We start from the raw sequence: 18,415 nt of genomic DNA, 5'->3' as shown, positions 1-18,415 counted from the left end.
AATAATACATAATATTGATATTTGCTATCAGTTAATCAGATGGCAAAAAAAGAGGTGAGGATTTTGATGGATTTGCAAACATTAAAAGTTTTCCAGACTGTTGCAAAGCTGGGGAGTATTTCACAGGCAGCAAGAGAACTTCAATATGCACAATCTAATATCACGATGAAAATACAGCAATTAGAAACGGAACTTCAAACAACCTTATTTTATAGACATAATCGTGGGACTGCTTTGACAGCAAAAGGAAGCATGTTGTTAACATACACGGAAAAAATTTTTCATCTTATAGAAGAAACGAAAAACGTAATGAATGATGATCAAACACCAAAAGGTCCTTTAATTATTGGTTCTATGGAAACAACTGCCGCAGTTCGGTTACCAGCCATATTTTCAAAGTACCTTAAAGACTATCCCGACGTTGACTTAACCCTAAAAACAGGTTCTACGGAAGAGAATATTCTAGGTGTGCTTCAGTATGAACTCGACGGAGCATTTGTTGCGGGACCGATTGAAAACTCTGAACTCATTCAAAAGGAAGTCTTTGACGAGGAATTGGTACTCGTAACAGATACAATTCATCCCCCAATATCTACTATCGAAGATATTCAAAAAGGGACATTGCTTGTATTTCGTACTGGATGTTCTTATCGAGAAAGGCTTGAACAATGGTTTCGCACAGAGAGGGTGATGCCTATAAAGGTAATGGAATTTGGAACCCTTGATGGAATAATTGGGTGTGTATCTGCTGGTCTAGGTATAAGTATGCTTCCACAAAGCGTTGTAACAAAACAAATACAAGAAGGAACTCTAAGACAGCATTCACTTCCAAATCAATTTGGAAAAGTCAAAACAATATTCATTTATAGAAAAGATAAGTATGTACCTTCATCATTATTAAAATTTATAAATATGTTAAGTGACTAAATGAGAGGTTAGGGGTAATCTTGATCTAAAAGATTGTGAAGAAATGTACTTAAACTAATGGGTGCTTTACTTCAGTAAGGAGTAGAGCTTTTTGTTGTTCCACTAACGGGGCATTTAGTGAAGGAATCAGATAAGCTCCGTAATTCGGGCGGTGACAGGCACCTGTATTTAGAAAAAGGCCATTACGAACCAAAACATAAAATATGTCTTGGTTCGTAAAGGCCTGATTACTTATTTGATTTCATTTTGAACTAATCGATCAAAAGAACCCGTAGTCGAAGTATTTCATTTGACGGGATACATATAAGGTTCCGCTTGGAAGGCGATTTCCTAACCCAAATGTTTCTCAACCTTTTCAATTTGCTGATCCATATCCATTTGTTTATCCGTACGATGGTCAATATTGATATTGGTAACGATTCGTTCCGGACCCACTTCGAGTGCTTTTTGATGCATTTTTTTGGCCACTTCCCACAAATCGTCGATGTCGCCTTCTAAAATGGTTGATGTAGGTGTCACCTCATACTTTAAATCTTTTTTCTCAATGACCCTTACTTCATCGGTTACCTGTGTACTGAAACTTGGAGAATCTGTTCCAACGGGAACAATACTAATTTCTAATAACGGCATTTTTGGCACTCCTTTGTTATTTTTCCAATGGCACGTATCGGATACATTGGACTTTTGATTAGAAGTTTGATTGTTTAGGTTCGGCAGGATTCGAAATATTCTTAAGGGCTTGTGCAGCTTCATAAGTCGACTGATTATTAACAGCTAGATCACCTAGAGAGACGATTCCAACCAATTTGTCATCTTCCACAATAGGGAGACGGCGAATTTGGTGCTGGGACATGAGTCTTACCGCTTCTTCCACTGACATTTCTTTGCTTCCTTTTACAACATTGTCGGTTACTATTTCAGAAATCATGGAGTCACTCGAAAGATTATTGACAAATCCCTTTATAACTATATCTCGGTCGGTTACAATTCCTACTAATTTTTCATTATCACAAATTGGAACGGCCCCCACATCCAGTTCTTTCATTTTCATAGCAACCTCTTTACAAGTACTTTCCGGACTACAGCTATCAACATTGGTAGTCATTACGTCAGCGACATTCATGCTCATTCCTCCTTTATGTTGGTTCATTTTATTTACTACCCGCCACACCATATGGTTAAACGTGATTTCTGGCATTAATCTTCGCTAATAATGTCATTAAGCATGTATTATTCAATAATTCCAGGTTTTTTTCCCTGCTACACAAACGTTCTACCAGGAGAAGACAAAAAAAGACGATGACACTCAGCAGTCACGATATGTTTGTATGGGTCATTCACATTTAACACCCGTGGTCGTTTAACTAATGTTATTTTAAATGATAATAATAAATCATCAGATATTTTTGTTTTGTGAATTGCTGTTTTTCGTTTATTAATTGGAATTGTAAGAAATTCACTTAAAGTAATGGGTACTTATGCTCAATAAAGGGGTGGTTCGTCAATCCCTCTTTCTTACTAATGGAGCAGGTTTGTTGAAGAAGGATATTTTCTGTTTTAAGCGAATTAGAATTTCAAACAAACCTTACACGAATATAGGTATTGAAAATAACAGGAACATAGGAGGCATGAGATATGAAGATCAATAGAATAGATGATGTGAGTATAAACGTAAATGATCTTTCAGAGGCAAAAACGTTTTTTCTTGATTTAGGACTTAAAGTGCAAGCGGAATGGGAATTGGATTGAAGTAATGGGGTAGATTAGTTGAAGAATAATTTGGATATTTGTGGTAAAATCTTTTTAAAAAAAGGGGATAGAATACAATGCGAAATTACTTGGGGTTCGCTTCAATCACCATTTTTATTTTAACTTTCCTCTCTATGCAAATTTTTGTAATAGGAAAAGTATCAGGTGCAACAGGCAGTGCCATTCTAATGTTCGGCGTAGGGCTTTCAATTCTATTAGCATTATTTAGTCAAAAAGGAAGAATGAAAACAATCGTTTTAAGCCTTTATGGGGTACTAATTGTTGGCTTTGTAACTATATCTATTCTCTTTGGAGTTGCTCATATGTAAATAACAGAGGGTGGATCTCTTAAAAAAGGGATGCTTTTTATATTGGGCAGTTTAGTTAAAAAACCCTGTGGTATATCATTTTGTTTCTATATTCTCGTGGAGGTTGCTATGAAGGAAATATTAAATAAGTTCAAAACTGAAATAAAGAAAATGGTGGATTTTATTAAGCTCTGACGAGAAGGAATGACTTCTTCGGAAGAAACGAATACTAGAGCGTACATATATAAAATGTATAAGGGTGTGCAAATTCATGCGTGCAGTTGTCATTAATGAATATGGTAGTAAAGATGTGTTAGTGGAGCAGGAGCTGCCGAAACCAATAATAAAAGCAAACCAAGTACTTGTTGAGGTTTATTCAACTTCGATTAATCCAATTGATTGGAAGCTTCGTGCGGGTTACTTGAAGCAGATGCTTGATTGGACATTCCCAATTATCCTTGGCTGGGATGTTGCGGGTAAGATTGTTGAAGTTGGAAGTGAAGTGAAGGATTTTCAGGTCGGGGATGATATTTTTGCGCGGCCGGATACTACCGCTAAAGGTACTTATGCGGAATTTACGGCGGTGGATGAGGAATTGCTTGCAAAAAAGCCAAGCAATCTTACATTTGAAGAAGCTGCCTCAATTCCATTAGCAGGTTTAACCGCTTGGCAGTGTCTAGTGGATAATACAAAAGTCAAGCAAGGAGATAAAGTACTCATCCATGCTGGAGCTGGTGGTGTAGGTAGTCTGGCCATTCAAATGGCAAAACATTTAAGTGCCTATGTCGCTACAACAGCGAGTGAACAAAATGAAGCATATGTAAAAAAGCTGGGTGCTGATGAATTCATCAATTACCGCACACAACAATTTGAAGAAGTATTACGTGATTTTGATGTGGTCATTGATACTATGGGCGGCGACATTTTAAATAAAAGCTTTCAAGTATTAAAGCCTGGCGGCAGACTAGTAACGATTGCCGGACAACCCGATCCAGCATTAATAGAAAAGCATCAAGTAACGGCAAGCTCCTATTGGTTGACGCCAAATGGGAAACAGCTAGCGGAATTAGGCGAACTACTTGAGAAAGGTATACTTATGCCTCAGGTGGGCAGTATCTTTGATTTTTCAGCAGAAGCGTTACAAAAAGCACATGAATTAAGTGAGACACATCATGCTAAAGGGAAAATTGTCATTAAAGTTAAATAATCGGTACACAGTCCCTACTAATAAAATAGCAATGAATCGTGATGAAACTGAAGGACTCACGTTATGAAGTCGGAAAACGCAGCTCATTTAGACTCAAAGTCATGGCAGGGTTTCTTCGGGATACCGTTACTTGAGGGAATGGAAGTAAATAAATGCAATGTTTAGGATGGGATCACAATGGTCCCGTCCTTTTATTATGTATTTGAGTCGATTTGGAACTTTTTACAAACTGAAACGTATTCACTAGTAGGTAAAAACTAGGGGGAATGGTAATGAAAAGAATTTTATTAAGCATATTTGTTATATTTTTGCTTTTATCGTGCTCAAGTAAAACCTCATATGAAACTAGGAGTGCACAGTTACCTGACGACATTAAAAATGAAATCGAACCTTTTCCAATTGATATTAAAGATGAAATGCTTTTCCCTACGAAATTACCTTCAGAAAAATATACAGTCGATTTCGGATATACAAGTGAACCTGTAAATGACCCTAATGGGAACATTGTGCTTAGTTATTTTATTTACGCCGATGAAAAAAGTAATTGGAATATAACAATAAACACATTTCATAATCCTAGTTCTCCAAGTCACGAAATTGAAAATAATGAAACTGTCAAACTTAAAAACGGTATAGAAGCCACTTACAGTGAAATAAAAAACGGTTTACAAAGAGTGGTTTTATGGACGGATGACAATAGTACACACGAAATTTCTTTGATAGAAAATCCCGAAAGAAATAAACCGATCTATACAAAAGAAGAATTTTTAGAAGTGGTAAGCACGTTTAAATAAAACCTTGGGTACGTGTTCAAGAAAGATAACAGGGGCGATAATCCATGAAGGATTAACGCTTCTTTTTGTTGAACTTTACTGAAGTAATGGGGAAGGAGTTAAAATACGTTTCCATGTAGAATTACGGAAACCCAGCTCCTGTCTATTACTATGAAGCTGCACCTGAAGAACGAGAGAATAAGTAGACAAAAAAAACGCTTGGCTCACAACCAAGAGTTTTTCAAAGCAAAACGTAGTTTTCATGGTGAACTTTATGAAGTAACGGTGCAAGTTACAGGGAGATTATGCATTATTATTAGAAGTCATCGTATAATTTTAAAAAGAAATATAAAGAAAATTTTTAATTTTGTGGAGGGGATGAATGTGACCATTGGAAACGAATACTTGAGAATTGTAATTGAAAAATTTAAAAGTGTAAAAAGCCTTGGTGATAAGACAATAAATCAATTATCGGAAGAGGAAATACATTGGACTTATAATAACGAGTCAAATAGTGTTGCCATAATAGTAAGGCATTTAAGCGGAAATATGGTATCAAGGTGGACAGACTTTTTAACTTCAGATGGGGAAAAAGAATATAGAAATCGTGATCAAGAATTTATTGATGATATATCCTCGAAATCTGAGTTAATTAGTGTTTGGGAAAAAGGTTGGAAAGTCCTAATCGCTACACTAACTAGTTTAAGTGAGCAAGATTTATTAAAAAATATATACATTCGTGGAGAAGGTCATTTGGTTATAGAGGCAATAGAAAGACAAATGGCACACTACGCATATCATATTGGACAAATTGTTTATATTGGCAAACAATTAAAGGATAGTAATTGGAAGAGTCTCAGCATTCCAAAGGGGAAATCTGAAGAATACTTAAAAGAAATGCTTGAAAAAAACCAAGATAAATAGACAATGGTTACAATTTATAGGGTACTTAGCAATTACTAGGTCCTATGATTTTTCCAGTTTTTTGCATGCTCCACCAAGCAAGTATTTACATCTGATAAAGAATATCATTAAATAACCAGGCAGCTTATCAGTTGATGAATGATTAACCATAATGAACATCGAATACTACCTATATTAAGTCGAAGGCACTAGTCCCGATGGCAATAAGTTTGTGATAAAGGGGTGGCAGTATCGAAGAGGATAATAAACCATTTAATGATGCAATAGATCACTTTAACAAGATAGAAGGAAATGCTGCAAATCTTGCAAAAACAGATTTAAGAAAATTGCCGAAATTACTAAAATTATTTGGATACTTTATGATCGGTTTCTTTTCAATATCTATACTGTTAATAATTTTGTTAAATTTATTTGATTAACTTTTACCTGAGTTTTTTAAGACCTGCTGCCCATTCTGGCGGCTTTTTCTCCTTATAGAGGGTAGAAGGGGATGGATTGTTCATACAACCATACGATTTTAATCCTAATAATAATTACAATTAAAACGTTATCCTCTATTAGTTTTGTAGAACGCAAAAAGGGAGCAACATTTATGCTGGCATCAGTTTTTTTTGATGTGATCAGAGAAGACCCCGAGTAAGAAATCTTGATAACAATAAAATTAAAGGAGGAAAAAAATGATCACGACACAATACAAAATCACATTACCAAGTGACTATGACATGAATATCATCAAGGCACGAGTCATAAATAATGGCCATAAAACCGATGGATTTGATGATTTAAAATTTAAGTTGTATCTAATCACGGAAAAAGGAAAAAATCATAATTTACAAAACAGTTATTGCCCGCTTTATCTATGGAAAAATCATAACGGCCTTAACAAGTTTTTGTTTGAGGGATATTATGATAACATTCTTACCTCTTTCGGATGGCAGCAAGTTCAAGTGGGGATACCACTGGTTGATCCACCAACAAACATAAGCCCTTATAAATATCTGTTTCACCTTACAAAACCTATACCACCACAGGGAAGTTTGCGTAACACAAAAGAAGAAATAGTTAAGGATCTCCCAAAGATCAAAAATTCAGAATTTATGCTTACGTATAATCCTGATAAGTGGGAATATGAAGTATTTTACTTTTTAAGTGATGTAAGTAATTTTATTAGCGAAACATATGGAGTGCTTTATTCGATTCTACATATTTCATATGAAAAATAGCTGATATTTTCATTGAAGACCTCTGCCCTGAAATATGATAGCATATAAATAATAAAATACTGAATGCACTTGGAGGAGCCTGTCACCAAGGGATTAATATGTCCTTTGGTAACAGGCTCTTTTTGTTTTTTTATCAAACAAAGACAATCTATAATAACGAAAGGTGGTAATTTAAGTGTTAATACTATAATTGGGCATTATTCTTATTGCGTCAAAATGCCGGAAGCCTCAGTGTAAGATTATGGAAGCCTTCTGTTCTTGGAAAACTTCTCATTGGAATTGTAATTGAACAATCGCTTCTTGGATTAGTGAATGAAACTGAAACAATAGTTAATTTAGTCAAATCGGAGTTATATTATTAATGTTTATGTTGGTTAAAATCCTCTATCGTTGTTGTATTTTGAAGGTGGTGACAAAGGGTTAATTTTAGGAACTCTTGTCTCATTAGTTTATTACATACTCTCTTCTTGGGAGGAGAGTTTTTTTAATTTATACATTAATCCAAGTTATTTAATGTGAAAACTAGATTATTAAAAAGAGGGGTTAACTAGCTGAAGCAGCAAAAATATCAGCAAAAACAAAAATAGGGCGCCATTCTAGTCGTTTTTTACTTTGTCTTACCAATAAAGTACAATAATTGTATTCATAAAATGGAAGAATGAAAGGATACTTATGACATTTATAGAAAAAATTAAACCGCATTTGATTAGCGATGATATCTTAATCCAAGAGGTAGTGCTGCATGCTTTACATGATTATCCAAACGTCCCTGAAGAATGGACCAATGAATTACTGAAGGAAGCATTTAAAAATAAAGATAAACAATCTTCGATCTTCATTTATGTGGAAAATCAAACCTTCAATGAAGAGGCAGTTAAGATATTAGTGGAAAATATTCCATTAATGGACTCCTCCAAACGCCATTTAGCGGTGAACTTGGTTTTTCGTATCGAACCGGGACTTGCTCTAAAATATAAGGAACAGCTTCAAAACTATATTCCAAAGGAAACCTGGTCCTTATATGATCTGTTGTTACATGGGAAGGACGAAGAAGTGTATTCGGAATATGGTCAAATCTTAAATGATCTTGAGCGGGCAGGTTCAGAGCATCATCATTACCTCATAAAAGCAAAAAAGCTGGCTGCGTGTTTAGTGAAAAATGGATGGGTTACAGAGAATGAAATAGACCTAGTGCTTAAAGAGGAGTTAAATGAAAAATGGTTTTCATTTAATGGAATCCTGACAGTCTATATGATTGGATTGTTAAAATTAGAAAGATATATTCCATTTTTGGTTAGCCTATTGGATCGCGATGATGATAGCTTGTTGGAGGAACTGTCCGTAACGTTAACCAGTTTCCAATCAGATGAGGTGGTAAAAGCAGTAGCACCCTATTTAAGGAAAGATAATTCCATTATCTATGCCGCATCCATTGTTGAAAACATTAAATCAGACTTTGCGGTTGAGGTTTTAAGAGAAGCCTACCGGTCTGCAAAACAACTGGATGATCAAGATATTCTAATCGAAGCACTTTGTCACCAGTTTTCAGAAGAAGCTCTACCTGAAATTAACCAACATATGGAGCTTGATTATACTTCTGGCCTGGTGGATGTTGAACAGACCGTCTATGGCTACTTTTCAATTCTGGGGTTAAGGCATCGAGAACTAGCTCTATGGAGACAAGTAGCACTAGATAGAGAACACGACTTTAGACAAAAGGGGAATATCCTCCCACTTGCTCCAGTTCGAAACGAAATGAAGGTTGGACGAAATGATCCATGCCCTTGTGGAAGCGGCAAAAAATTTAAAAAATGCTGCGGTAAATAGTATTGGCAGGTGTCGAGCCTAATGTAGCAAGTAAGGAAATCAGCAAAAGAATATTAGCGGAAATATTCCGGTTAAATGTAAAACGAAGCTAGTTTCGGGGTAAGTAAGCGGAGGTTTTCCGCTTAATCAAAGAAAAATCTCTCATTTTTGAATTTTTTGAGTCAATAGGCGGAATCTCTCCGTCTATTCATGCTTTTTTTAATATTAATTATTGATTAAGCGGAATTTCTCCGCCTATATATCAACTCAGGTGCTTAACCTAACCTGCTCCGCATACAGATAAGCGGGGACACTATTGTACCTAGATGCTGCGGATCAGTAGCTGTTTTCGCACTCAAAACGGATATGCAAATGACAGAATTTTTGACCCTCTTTTTGATGTTTCATTTATTCGGTTATTGTTTAAGGCGTTAGTTTGGCCTTGCTTAATTCTTACGAAAAAGATGCCGCAATTGCTATAATCCCGAATCCCATTATCTTAATAGTTATACTGCCTAAATAGCTTATATCCTATACTGTTGTTGCCGTTAAAATAGAACCGATAAGAATAAATGGAATTGCAATTAGCAACCTCAATTTTTCAATCCTCTCCTCTAAGAAAGTAGGTTTTATAAAAGGATTGGATGCCAATAGTAATCATGCGTAATCAACAGTAAAAAAAATATACATAGAGGTGAGAACATGTCAGTAGAAAAAGTTGTTCAACAGCAAATAGAATACTACAACAGCCAAGATATAGATGGGTTTGCAAGTACATATACCGACGATATTACCGTTTCCACCTTCCCGGATAATACCATCACCTTAAGCGGCAAGCATGCCTTGATTGAAAGGTATACAGAAACCTTCAAAAAGAAAATGTTCGCTGAGATCAAGAATCGTTCCATCGTCGGAAACAAGGTCATCGATTGGGAAATCGCTACAAATGGAATTACAGGGGAGAGTACCAGCTTAATGGCGTTATATGAAATAAAGGATCATCTGATTTCCAAGGTGTGGTTTATCAGAGAATAGCGATTTTACTTGGTAACTAAAAGGGCATAAGATCCCTCTTTACTTGAATATATCTAGGTAAAGACTTTAAATGGAGGGATTCTTATGGCATTCATATCGATTTATACGGTGGGCAGGCTACATCACCCCTATGACCACCCCGCCTCTCGTGGATTTTTTGAAGCGGGTTACGAGGTAATGCAACAGGCTGCTAAAACAGGGCAACTAATAGAGGAGTTTTCACCTTTTGGTGTCCCTATTCCCGAGGAAGCCGCCAAAGGGGATGGTTACCCGGTTCTTACACTTACAGTATGGAAAAGCCTTCTAGGCTTATATCGTTTTACCTATTCAGGTAAGCACAGGCAAGCGATGAGAGATAGGAGCAAATGGATGGAGCCTTATCAAGAGAAACACCTTTCATATGTCGTCTGGTGGACCGAGCAGGTGAAAGATGTCTCATGGCAGGAGGCTTTCAAAAGATACAATTATTATGTACAGAATGGACCCACTTCTTTTGCGTTTGATTTTAAACACGCATTTGATGAAAAAGGGGAGCAGTGTGTGGTTAAGTAACTGAGGTTCTATTGGATTGTACATAGACAGGAGACACTGATTCCTTTGGATTAGTGTCTCTTTTTATAAAAAGAAAAAATATATTCACCTCTACTTCTTCTAACTATGTTAAATTAGGAATATACGTTCGATATAAAGTCAAATATACATAATTCAAGGAGGAAGATGATGGAGAATACGGGATATCAAAAAGTATGGAATTTAGATAATATTTTCCAAGGTGGAAGCAAATCAAATCAATTTCTAGACCATATTAAGCGTTTGGAGGTTCTTGTATACGATCTAGAAAAATGTGTTGAATCATTTACTACTCCAATAGCAACGAATGAAGTCGTAAACTTGGTAAACATAGTGGAAGACATTGGAAACATTCGTGTGAATTTGTCACAAGCTAATTCATTTATCACATGTCTTCTAGCACAAACCCCCAAAGATCAAGACGCTGCAATTTTACGAGGAAAGGTTGCACAAATAGAATCCCGTTATGAAAAAGAATTATCGAAAGTGAAAAATATAGTAACAAATACAAAGCAAGATGTATGGGAAAGCTTACTTGAAATGAAAGAAGTAGAAGATTATAGATTTATATTAAACGAATGGCGTGAGAATATAGATAAGCATTTATCCAATCATGAGCAAAATTTAATATCTGATTTAATGGCTGATGGATATCATGCTTGGGGTCATTTTTATAATGCACTCCTAAGCAGTATTACCGTAAATGTTCAAGTTGATGGAAAAGAAAAGAATCTATCAGTTGGACAAGCACTTAACTTACGGTCTCACCCTATTGAGGATGTCCGGAAGGGATCACATTACGCCTTAGAATCTATATGGGAAGAAAAAGAAGAGCTATTTGCAAAAATATTAAATCACATTGCAGGCTTCCGGTTACAAGTATATAAAAACTCTGGAGTAGAAAGTGTATTAGAAGTACCATTGAAAGAGAACAGAATGAAAAAAGAAACAATGAATGCTATGTGGTCAGTGATCAATCAATATAAAAAACCTTTCTCGAATTACTTGAAGCGAAAAGCTGAAATGATGGGTGATTCTAGTATGAAAGCATATAATTTTTGGGCTCCCATTGCCAATAGTCATCAAAAGATACAATACGATGAAGCGGCTATTTTAATTACGGAACATTTTAGTCAGTTTGGAACCGAATTAGAAGGTTTCGTTAAGCGAGCTTTCAATGAAGCTTGGATAGAAGCCGAAGACCGCGCCAATAAATCCGCTGTTGCGTTTTGTGCTGGTTTTCCACTTACAGGTGAATCAAGAGTTTTTATGACATTTGGGGGTACTTTTTTAAATGTGTTAACGCTTGTTCATGAACTAGGGCATGCTTTCCACAATTATGCAATGAAGACTATTAATGGGCTAAATAAACGTTATCCGATGAGTGTTGCTGAAACTGCTTCAACCTTTTCAGAAATGATTATTTTCGACGCAGCTATGAAAAAGGCAAAGTCAAAAGAAGATAAATTGTTTATATTGGATGAAAAATTAAAACGTAGTGTAATGAACTTTATGAATATTCATTCGAGATTTTTATTCGAGCAGAGATTTTACGAAGAACGTAAAGAAGGGATTGTTTCGGCAAATCGTCTAAATCAGTTAATGGGGGATGCCATACATGAAGCTTATAATGGTTCGCTAGAACACCCTTCCAATTATTCGTGGGTATGGACACCACATTATTATATTACGCGATCTCCTTTTTATAATTTTCCATATACTTTTGGGTATTTATTTGCTTTATGTATCTATGCAAAGGCAAAGGAGAAAGGAAAAGAGTTTGAAAAGGATTATCTGAACCTACTTCGTGATTCTGGAAGTATGACTGCAGAAGATTTAGTTATGAAACATTTAGGAGAAGACATTACTTCGGAGGAATTCTGGGAAAAAGGAATGGAAATATGCGTGAAAGAGGCTGTAGAATTTGTTAAATTAACTTCTTCGGATGATATTGAGTATGGGTTTGTAGATTTTAAGCACGCATTATATGAAAAAGGGAGAAGTGTATAGTTAAGTAGCTAAAGAACAACCATTTTTATCAGTTGGCTTTGTTAAAGAATAATGTTATTATTTGATTCGCTCGAACAGTTGTTATCAACTAAAATTACCGAGAGGATTCCAATTCTTAGACACCATCAAACATATAAAAGATAACTTCACGATAACCAAAATGGTATTAGACAGTTGTTCTTTCTCAGTTAACACAACATATGATAAACTGATGTTATCAGAATTTTCAGAGTGATGGAACGTTCATTGTTCCGTTGGAGGGCAGTTTAATAGCTATCTAAACACGCCGCAAATGAATTTTGACCAAAGGGTTATCTATTAAAGGGATTAAATGGGAGGGAACAGAAAATGGATGTAAGGACACTTTTGTTACAACAATGGGCAAGCTGCTTAGATAAAGAAGACTGGTTTCCACCGCTTGAAAAAGTGCTAGAGGATATCACTTTTGAACAGGCAATTTGGAAACCATCTGAGGGGGCACATTCCATTTGGGAATTAGTTTGTCATTTACTTTTCTATGAAAAGAGAATACTGTTACGATTTCTTGGTGAAACAGCGAATGAACCACAGGCAGAAAATAATGACGCTACATATCGATTACCAACTGAGACGTTAGAAAATTGGCAGGAAACAAAACAAGAATACTTTTATGTTCATCGTGAACTAGAAAAAATACTAGCAACATCAGAACTAGAAGATTTATATAGAGAGATCCCTGATGACAATCCATTAGTGATTGAACTGAAAAGTTTAGCATTGCACGACGCATATCATATTGGGCAAATTGTTTTCCTAAGTAAAATGCAAGGAGCTTGGGCAGGGAAACGCAGCTTTTAAAAAGCTTCATTAGCTTTACAGTTATCCATTAAAGGGGGCTTTAATAGAATAAGAACGGGAACGTCCAAATCGGACGTTCCCATATTTTATACCTGAAAAACAAGAATACTATTTAACATTTTGATAGCAGACTTTTATTTTGTTCACAAGCAAAATTACGACATTGATTCACTTTATAAAAAAACAACAAAATACAACTGGTTAGGATTAGGCTCCCTCTTCATTGGTGGAATCGTTGGAGTATTTTTCTTATCCATTTCATGGATGGTAAGTATGCCGCTCAGTGCAATACTTTATTGGGCAGGATATAAATATCTTCTAGCTTATAAAACACAAATATCAAACAAGGGAGCACAAATCCCTTCGTAAGAGTTTGTAAATGGGATTTCCTTTTAATAGGAGTCCCATTTTTTTATTTTGGCTCAGTTATGATTATTGTTGATTTTCGTTTCGGTATGAGAATTCATAACCGGAGAATTTCCGATTAATGTATATAGAGGAAGCTTAAGAAGGAGATATAAGCGGAGATATCACGGTTAACTGCTCTAAATAAGAGAAAATCCAAAGAATTGGATCATATAACCGGAAAAACTCCCCTTATTTTTAGGGGAATATTGGTATTTCCCAATTTAGCCGTAATTTCTCCGTTTATTTTTCAAACACAGTAAATCAATATCAGACTTTAACAAAGCATTTATTTTAAATAGAAATAAAGTGTATTCCAACAATTGTATGAACGTGTAAAATGGTTGTAGGTTAAGGCTGTCAATTAGGAAGCTTTTTCCTTATTGAGCTACAGGGCATTTAGTTCAATAAAGAATGATCTTGGAAGATTTAAGATTTTAAAGTATTGTACTTTGATAAATTTAATTCTATTATTTGAGGTATCAATGGCTCTATACTGTGTCCCCTTACTCATACACAAACTAAAAATTATTTTAGCAAAGGAGTGGTGAAGATGGCACGTGTTTTATTTATTAATGCTGGATCAGAGGGACATATCAATCCAACAATTGGAGTTGTACAAGAGCTTATTTCGCGTGGCGAAGAGGTAGTGTACTTTACGATAGAATCTTTTCGAGAACGAATTGAGAAGACGGGAGCTACAGTACGAACATTGGACGGTCAAAAGTTTATAAAAGCCTTTATCTCAGGTGGAAGAAATTATTTACTTGAGAGAATTAACGGTCTTTTACTTACCGCAGATATAGTCATACCAAGCGTGCTTGAACAGATTGAAGGAGAACGTTTCGATTACATCATCCATGATTCTATGTTTGGTTGTGGGCGTTTACTTGCTCAAATCTTAAAGCTGCCGGCAATCAATTCTTGTACTTCCTTTGCGGAGACAAAGGAATCATTCGCTAACATGTTGGAACAGCTTTCTAGCAACATTCCAACAGAAGTGGTTAAAGAAATAAACGATGAATATCAAAAACTGACAGCAAAGTGTGCGGAAAAATATGATGTCGAGATCTATTCTCCTTACGAAGTTTTTTGTAATCCTGCACCACTTACAATCGTTTATACAACTAGGGAGTTTCAACCTTTTGGAGAAGCATTCGACCAAACATACAAATTTATTGGTCCATCCATTTCTACACAATTAATTGAATCAAACTTTGACCTTACAGCTATTAAAGGTAAAAGACCAATTTATATTTCACTAGGTACTGTCTTTAACCAGGCCCTTGATTTTTATAAACTTTGTATTAAGGCATTTGGGGACACAAGTCATACCGTTGTTATGTCGATTGGGGAAAAAACTTCAATTTATGATTTAGGGGATATCCCTAAAAACTTCATTGTGGAAAATTATGTACCGCAAACTGAGGTACTGAAGGATAGTAAATTATTTATTACACATGGTGGAATGAACAGTACCCATGAAGGTCTTTATTACGGGGTTCCGCTTATTGTAATCCCACAAAGCGCAGATCAGCCGATCATTGCCAGACAAGTTGCAAATATTGGTGCTGGTATTACTTTACAAATGCGAGGCTTGAATGCAAATCAACTATATGAATCCGCAGAGCATGTATTAAACAACCCATCTTTCCATAAAGCTGCTTTAGATGTAAGGGAATCCTTTCAAAAATCGGGTGGATATCACCAAGCTGTTGATAAGATTTTTGAATTTAAGAGTAAATATTATATCTAAATCTAAAATTAAAATTCCTAAGCTACCGTTATTGTGTTTTTTTAGTGATTAGAGCACACTCCTTTTTCATTTATTAGTGAAAAAGGAGTAATTCTAGAAGCTAATTTGTGACGTGATACACTTAAAGTGGAGAGGTTAATATGTCGCTTATGATGGTAATAAAGCGTTTAAGCTTGGTGGATCAAAAGGTAGTGGGGAGTTTGTTAACTTAGGTAATGAAGTACCTTTGCTTGTAAAGCAATTATTATAGTTAAAAACTGAACAAGATGAGAATGTTATTAAATTTTGGATTGAAAAGAAATAAATAGAGTAAAGGTCAATGTTGTTTATGCCAATTAAATAAGGTATTGCTTTAGGAGGCAATACCTTATTGTTAACGTTGTTCTTTATGATAATGGTTTATTAACTTAACCTGATTTTCCGTTTTTCCTGACTCAGAACAAAGTGAAAACATATCTCCATCGAATACGAAAACATACGTATCAGCTGTTTTTATTTCTTTTTTATCGTTAATAATATTTTTTCGTATGGGATAACAAATTTATAGATTGAATAACAAACCAATACGAGATGCAAGTGAAACAATAGTTTGAATCTAAACTTTTATCCTTAAAATTTAGTATAATATTTAATAATTAGAGCTACCATCTGGGTAGCTTTTCTTATGATGCTAACGGAGCAGGATAGTTGAATAAGAAATTTATGGGAATATTCTGGTACCAAATTTTAGGTAACGGATTTGACTACAGTATGCTTTCATTATTTTGAAGTATACTATACAATGCACTTTGATTAAATTAACGTTTAAGATGAAAAAGGGATGGTGTAAGATGAAAAAGCAGCTTCCACCTGGCCAATTCGAAACAGAAAAATGGCCAATATTGCACACAGGGGATGTTCCCGAGTTTAATGAAATCACATGGAATTTCAGACTTTTTGGTGAGGTGAAGGAAGAAAAGTCCTTTTCCTATAAGGAAATCATGGAGCTTCCAAAGACCATATCCAGCGTTAACATGCATTGTGTTACCACCTGGTCTAAATTTGATACAACTTTTGAAGGAATTGCACTTAGAGAGTTATTGAAATTTGTTGAAATTAATGAAGGTGTAAAATACATTAAAATTTACGGTTACTACAATGGGGACAGATTTGGTTATTCTGCAAACCTGCCGCTAGAGCCTTTATTAGGGGACGATTCTTTGTTTGTCTACCGTTGGAAGGATAAAAATCATGATTGGCTTGATATCGATCAAAAACATGGTTATCCACTAAGGTTTATTCCACCAGAAGTATTTTATCTATGGAAAGGCTCAAAGTGGGTTTCAGGGATTGAGTTTATGAAAGTAGACGAGGCTGGTTTTTGGGAAGAGCTTGGCTATTCGATGACAGCAAATCCATTTAAAGAAGAGCGGTACCGTTAACACAGGCTACGAAACAAAAAGGAGGGTGAGAAGTACTTAAACTTTTGATACTTTGCTTCCAATAAAAAAGCAAGGCTATTTTTTTTGTACCGGAGCGGGTTAATGGAAGAAGAATGGATTCCAGCTATTCCGAATGGAAGAACGACAAAAAAGAAAATAGAAAGAAACCGTAGTATTTTTCTCATTGAGGATCTCTTTACATTGTTAGTAAAGGCTAATAGTTAATTCAAAGTCAACAGTGGACAGAAGTTGAAAGAAAACAACTCATTTTGTTCACAAACGGGTTCAATAATGTAAAATGAGCGATACTTAGAGGATCGCTTTTTTTTATTCGCTACGGTACAGTTTAGTTGAAAAAATTAAATGGGATAAAAGATACACAAGTTATTCGAAATAGGTTAAGCAAGGAAGATTTAGCAAATCATAAGTAGAAGGAGGATTTGAAATGAAATTTACTGTTCGTATTTTCTTCAGGGAAAACTTTAAAATTTCAATATTTGAAAGAGAGCTAAAAAAATCCTTAGAGGAAATTAGTGTATCTGTTACAAGTATTAATTTTAATCAATTTGAAGAAAAATACATACATAATAAAAGGAATATTATTGAGATAAATGTTGAAGTTAAAGGGGACTATATCGATTACAGAACCGTTTTTGGTTGTGTTTTTTTAGTATTAGATGAACTTTCTTTAAATTTATCTGGATTAGATATAGATGAATAATAGGCTTCCCTAAGTGCTTTTGTATTTCTAAATTTTCCGTAATTAAAATTTTGTTTTTTAAGGAGGAAATTATGAAAGAATTTATTATTTCATATATAGACGATAATGAAATTGGTGGCCATAAAAAGGAAATCCTCGTTGTGGGCGAAGACTTTCAATCATGCTATGAAGAGAATATTCAAAAATATCCAACCATGGTAGGTATGGTTCAGCAATTTGATGAAGAGCACGAAACCATAAAGTTTCTCCGCCCTAACAATATTGAAATAGAAAAAGTTACTGACGAAATCTTCGAGGAAGAAGAGAAAAACAGAGAAGTTTATGATGGATGATATATATATCCACATTTCAGAATGAAGTGTTGACCATTTTGTCAATGCTGCAAAATTCATCGCTAAAAATTATCGTAAATCAGGCTGCTAAATTTGGTGGCTTTTTTGAAGTGCATAAAAATTCGAACATCGAGCAGATTTATGAGAAACTATTTGGTTTGAATAAACAACTATTTTCTTATTGGTCCGAGAAAATACATTTTAAGACACAGTAGTGGATAACTTTGGGGTTGTAAATAATTCCATGGATAATTGTAGGCTGATTGATTGTTATTCCTATATCAATGGTTATGTAATCCTGCGAATAAGCGAGTATTCGGGAGAAAATCATATTAAACTGAGCGAGTTGCGGAACCTGATAAGTTGTTTTGCATACCCTTGCTTTTATTTACAATTCTAAGTTTTACATCT

18 protein-coding genes are annotated in these 18,415 nt (G+C 35.1%); 16 read left to right on the top strand and 2 right to left on the bottom strand.

Annotation, left to right across the window (positions count from 1 at the left end; genetic code table 11):
- Positions 1 to 66 precede the first annotated feature (66 nt).
- Positions 67 to 927, top strand: coding sequence for a LysR family transcriptional regulator (locus QFZ31_RS06475; protein ID WP_307301818.1), 861 nt, complete (start codon positions 67 to 69; stop codon positions 925 to 927).
- A gap of 330 nt (positions 928 to 1,257) precedes the next feature.
- Here QFZ31_RS06475 and QFZ31_RS06470 read toward each other — a convergent pair whose 3' ends face one another.
- Both QFZ31_RS06470 and QFZ31_RS06465 read right to left on the bottom strand, forming a co-directional pair.
- Positions 1,258 to 1,557: an MTH1187 family thiamine-binding protein gene (locus QFZ31_RS06470; RefSeq protein WP_307301817.1), complete on the bottom strand. Its 300-nt coding sequence runs from the start codon at positions 1,555 to 1,557 to the stop codon at positions 1,258 to 1,260.
- A 58-nt stretch (positions 1,558 to 1,615) separates the two neighbouring features.
- Positions 1,616 to 2,050: a CBS domain-containing protein gene (locus QFZ31_RS06465; RefSeq protein WP_307301815.1), complete on the bottom strand. Its 435-nt coding sequence runs from the start codon at positions 2,048 to 2,050 to the stop codon at positions 1,616 to 1,618.
- 703 nt (positions 2,051 to 2,753) lie between these two features.
- Here QFZ31_RS06465 and QFZ31_RS06460 point away from each other — a divergent pair.
- The 15 genes from QFZ31_RS06460 to QFZ31_RS06390 all read left to right on the top strand — a co-directional run bounded on the left by QFZ31_RS06460 (position 2,754) and on the right by QFZ31_RS06390 (position 18,004).
- Positions 2,754 to 3,005 (top strand): hypothetical protein, encoded by a 252-nt coding sequence (locus QFZ31_RS06460; RefSeq protein ID WP_307301814.1) that lies wholly within the window; start codon positions 2,754 to 2,756, stop codon positions 3,003 to 3,005.
- Between the two features lie 250 nt (positions 3,006 to 3,255).
- Positions 3,256 to 4,191 carry an NADP-dependent oxidoreductase gene (locus QFZ31_RS06455; RefSeq protein ID WP_307301813.1) on the top strand — a complete coding sequence of 312 codons (936 nt, stop codon included), beginning with the start codon at positions 3,256 to 3,258 and terminating at the stop codon, positions 4,189 to 4,191.
- A gap of 272 nt (positions 4,192 to 4,463) precedes the next feature.
- Positions 4,464 to 4,985, top strand: coding sequence for a hypothetical protein (locus QFZ31_RS06450; RefSeq protein WP_307301812.1), 522 nt, complete (start codon positions 4,464 to 4,466; stop codon positions 4,983 to 4,985).
- A 363-nt stretch (positions 4,986 to 5,348) separates the two neighbouring features.
- Positions 5,349 to 5,888 (top strand): DUF1572 domain-containing protein, encoded by a 540-nt coding sequence (locus tag QFZ31_RS06445; RefSeq protein ID WP_307311417.1) that lies wholly within the window; start codon positions 5,349 to 5,351, stop codon positions 5,886 to 5,888.
- 677 nt (positions 5,889 to 6,565) lie between these two features.
- Positions 6,566 to 7,111 carry a DUF4865 family protein gene (locus tag QFZ31_RS06440; protein WP_307301810.1) on the top strand — a complete coding sequence of 182 codons (546 nt, stop codon included), beginning with the start codon at positions 6,566 to 6,568 and terminating at the stop codon, positions 7,109 to 7,111.
- 672 nt (positions 7,112 to 7,783) lie between these two features.
- Positions 7,784 to 8,938: a YecA family protein gene (locus QFZ31_RS06435; RefSeq protein WP_307301808.1), complete on the top strand. Its 1,155-nt coding sequence runs from the start codon at positions 7,784 to 7,786 to the stop codon at positions 8,936 to 8,938.
- Positions 8,939 to 9,619: 681 nt separating this feature from the next.
- Positions 9,620 to 9,952: a nuclear transport factor 2 family protein gene (locus tag QFZ31_RS06430; RefSeq protein WP_307301807.1), complete on the top strand. Its 333-nt coding sequence runs from the start codon at positions 9,620 to 9,622 to the stop codon at positions 9,950 to 9,952.
- 84 nt (positions 9,953 to 10,036) lie between these two features.
- Positions 10,037 to 10,504, top strand: coding sequence for a DUF3291 domain-containing protein (locus QFZ31_RS06425; RefSeq protein WP_307301805.1), 468 nt, complete (start codon positions 10,037 to 10,039; stop codon positions 10,502 to 10,504).
- 168 nt (positions 10,505 to 10,672) lie between these two features.
- Positions 10,673 to 12,532, top strand: a complete 1,860-nt coding sequence (locus QFZ31_RS06420) for a M3 family oligoendopeptidase (RefSeq protein WP_307301803.1) — start codon at positions 10,673 to 10,675, stop codon at positions 12,530 to 12,532.
- A 348-nt stretch (positions 12,533 to 12,880) separates the two neighbouring features.
- Positions 12,881 to 13,369, top strand: coding sequence for a DinB family protein (locus QFZ31_RS06415; protein ID WP_307301802.1), 489 nt, complete (start codon positions 12,881 to 12,883; stop codon positions 13,367 to 13,369).
- Between the two features lie 958 nt (positions 13,370 to 14,327).
- The gene (locus QFZ31_RS06410; protein WP_307301801.1) at positions 14,328 to 15,530 is read left to right on the top strand and encodes a macrolide family glycosyltransferase; all 1,203 of its coding nucleotides are present in this window, start codon (positions 14,328 to 14,330) and stop codon (positions 15,528 to 15,530) included.
- 830 nt (positions 15,531 to 16,360) lie between these two features.
- On the top strand, positions 16,361 to 16,951 hold the full coding sequence (locus tag QFZ31_RS06405) for a molybdopterin-dependent oxidoreductase (RefSeq protein WP_307301799.1): 591 nt from the start codon (positions 16,361 to 16,363) through the stop codon (positions 16,949 to 16,951).
- A gap of 102 nt (positions 16,952 to 17,053) precedes the next feature.
- Positions 17,054 to 17,176, top strand: a complete 123-nt coding sequence (locus tag QFZ31_RS06400) for a hypothetical protein (protein ID WP_307301797.1) — start codon at positions 17,054 to 17,056, stop codon at positions 17,174 to 17,176.
- 220 nt (positions 17,177 to 17,396) lie between these two features.
- Positions 17,397 to 17,672 (top strand): hypothetical protein, encoded by a 276-nt coding sequence (locus QFZ31_RS06395; protein ID WP_307301795.1) that lies wholly within the window; start codon positions 17,397 to 17,399, stop codon positions 17,670 to 17,672.
- Between the two features lie 71 nt (positions 17,673 to 17,743).
- The gene (locus tag QFZ31_RS06390; RefSeq protein WP_307301794.1) at positions 17,744 to 18,004 is read left to right on the top strand and encodes a hypothetical protein; all 261 of its coding nucleotides are present in this window, start codon (positions 17,744 to 17,746) and stop codon (positions 18,002 to 18,004) included.
- Positions 18,005 to 18,415: the final 411 nt, after the last annotated feature.

Source organism: Neobacillus niacini (assembly GCF_030817595.1).
GTDB lineage: Bacteria > Bacillota > Bacilli > Bacillales > Cytobacillaceae > Neobacillus > Neobacillus niacini_G.
Note: the sequence above shows the minus strand (reverse complement) of the source record. Positions and strands in the feature narration are given on the sequence as shown.

Coding starts and splice junctions, on each gene's coding strand:
- QFZ31_RS06400 (WP_307301797.1), top strand. CDS start 17,054: ATGGAAGAAGAATGGATTCCAGCTATTCCGAATGGAAGAACGACAAAA.
- QFZ31_RS06465 (WP_307301815.1), bottom strand. CDS start 2,050: ATGAATGTCGCTGACGTAATGACTACCAATGTTGATAGCTGTAGTCCG.
- QFZ31_RS06415 (WP_307301802.1), top strand. CDS start 12,881: ATGGATGTAAGGACACTTTTGTTACAACAATGGGCAAGCTGCTTAGAT.
- QFZ31_RS06470 (WP_307301817.1), bottom strand. CDS start 1,557: ATGCCGTTATTAGAAATTAGTATTGTTCCCGTTGGAACAGATTCTCCA.
- QFZ31_RS06420 (WP_307301803.1), top strand. CDS start 10,673: ATGGAGAATACGGGATATCAAAAAGTATGGAATTTAGATAATATTTTC.
- QFZ31_RS06440 (WP_307301810.1), top strand. CDS start 6,566: ATGATCACGACACAATACAAAATCACATTACCAAGTGACTATGACATG.
- QFZ31_RS06435 (WP_307301808.1), top strand. CDS start 7,784: ATGACATTTATAGAAAAAATTAAACCGCATTTGATTAGCGATGATATC.
- QFZ31_RS06460 (WP_307301814.1), top strand. CDS start 2,754: ATGCGAAATTACTTGGGGTTCGCTTCAATCACCATTTTTATTTTAACT.
- QFZ31_RS06475 (WP_307301818.1), top strand. CDS start 67: ATGGATTTGCAAACATTAAAAGTTTTCCAGACTGTTGCAAAGCTGGGG.
- QFZ31_RS06390 (WP_307301794.1), top strand. CDS start 17,744: ATGAAAGAATTTATTATTTCATATATAGACGATAATGAAATTGGTGGC.
- QFZ31_RS06430 (WP_307301807.1), top strand. CDS start 9,620: ATGTCAGTAGAAAAAGTTGTTCAACAGCAAATAGAATACTACAACAGC.
- QFZ31_RS06410 (WP_307301801.1), top strand. CDS start 14,328: ATGGCACGTGTTTTATTTATTAATGCTGGATCAGAGGGACATATCAAT.
- QFZ31_RS06395 (WP_307301795.1), top strand. CDS start 17,397: ATGAAATTTACTGTTCGTATTTTCTTCAGGGAAAACTTTAAAATTTCA.
- QFZ31_RS06455 (WP_307301813.1), top strand. CDS start 3,256: ATGCGTGCAGTTGTCATTAATGAATATGGTAGTAAAGATGTGTTAGTG.
- QFZ31_RS06450 (WP_307301812.1), top strand. CDS start 4,464: ATGAAAAGAATTTTATTAAGCATATTTGTTATATTTTTGCTTTTATCG.
- QFZ31_RS06405 (WP_307301799.1), top strand. CDS start 16,361: ATGAAAAAGCAGCTTCCACCTGGCCAATTCGAAACAGAAAAATGGCCA.
- QFZ31_RS06425 (WP_307301805.1), top strand. CDS start 10,037: ATGGCATTCATATCGATTTATACGGTGGGCAGGCTACATCACCCCTAT.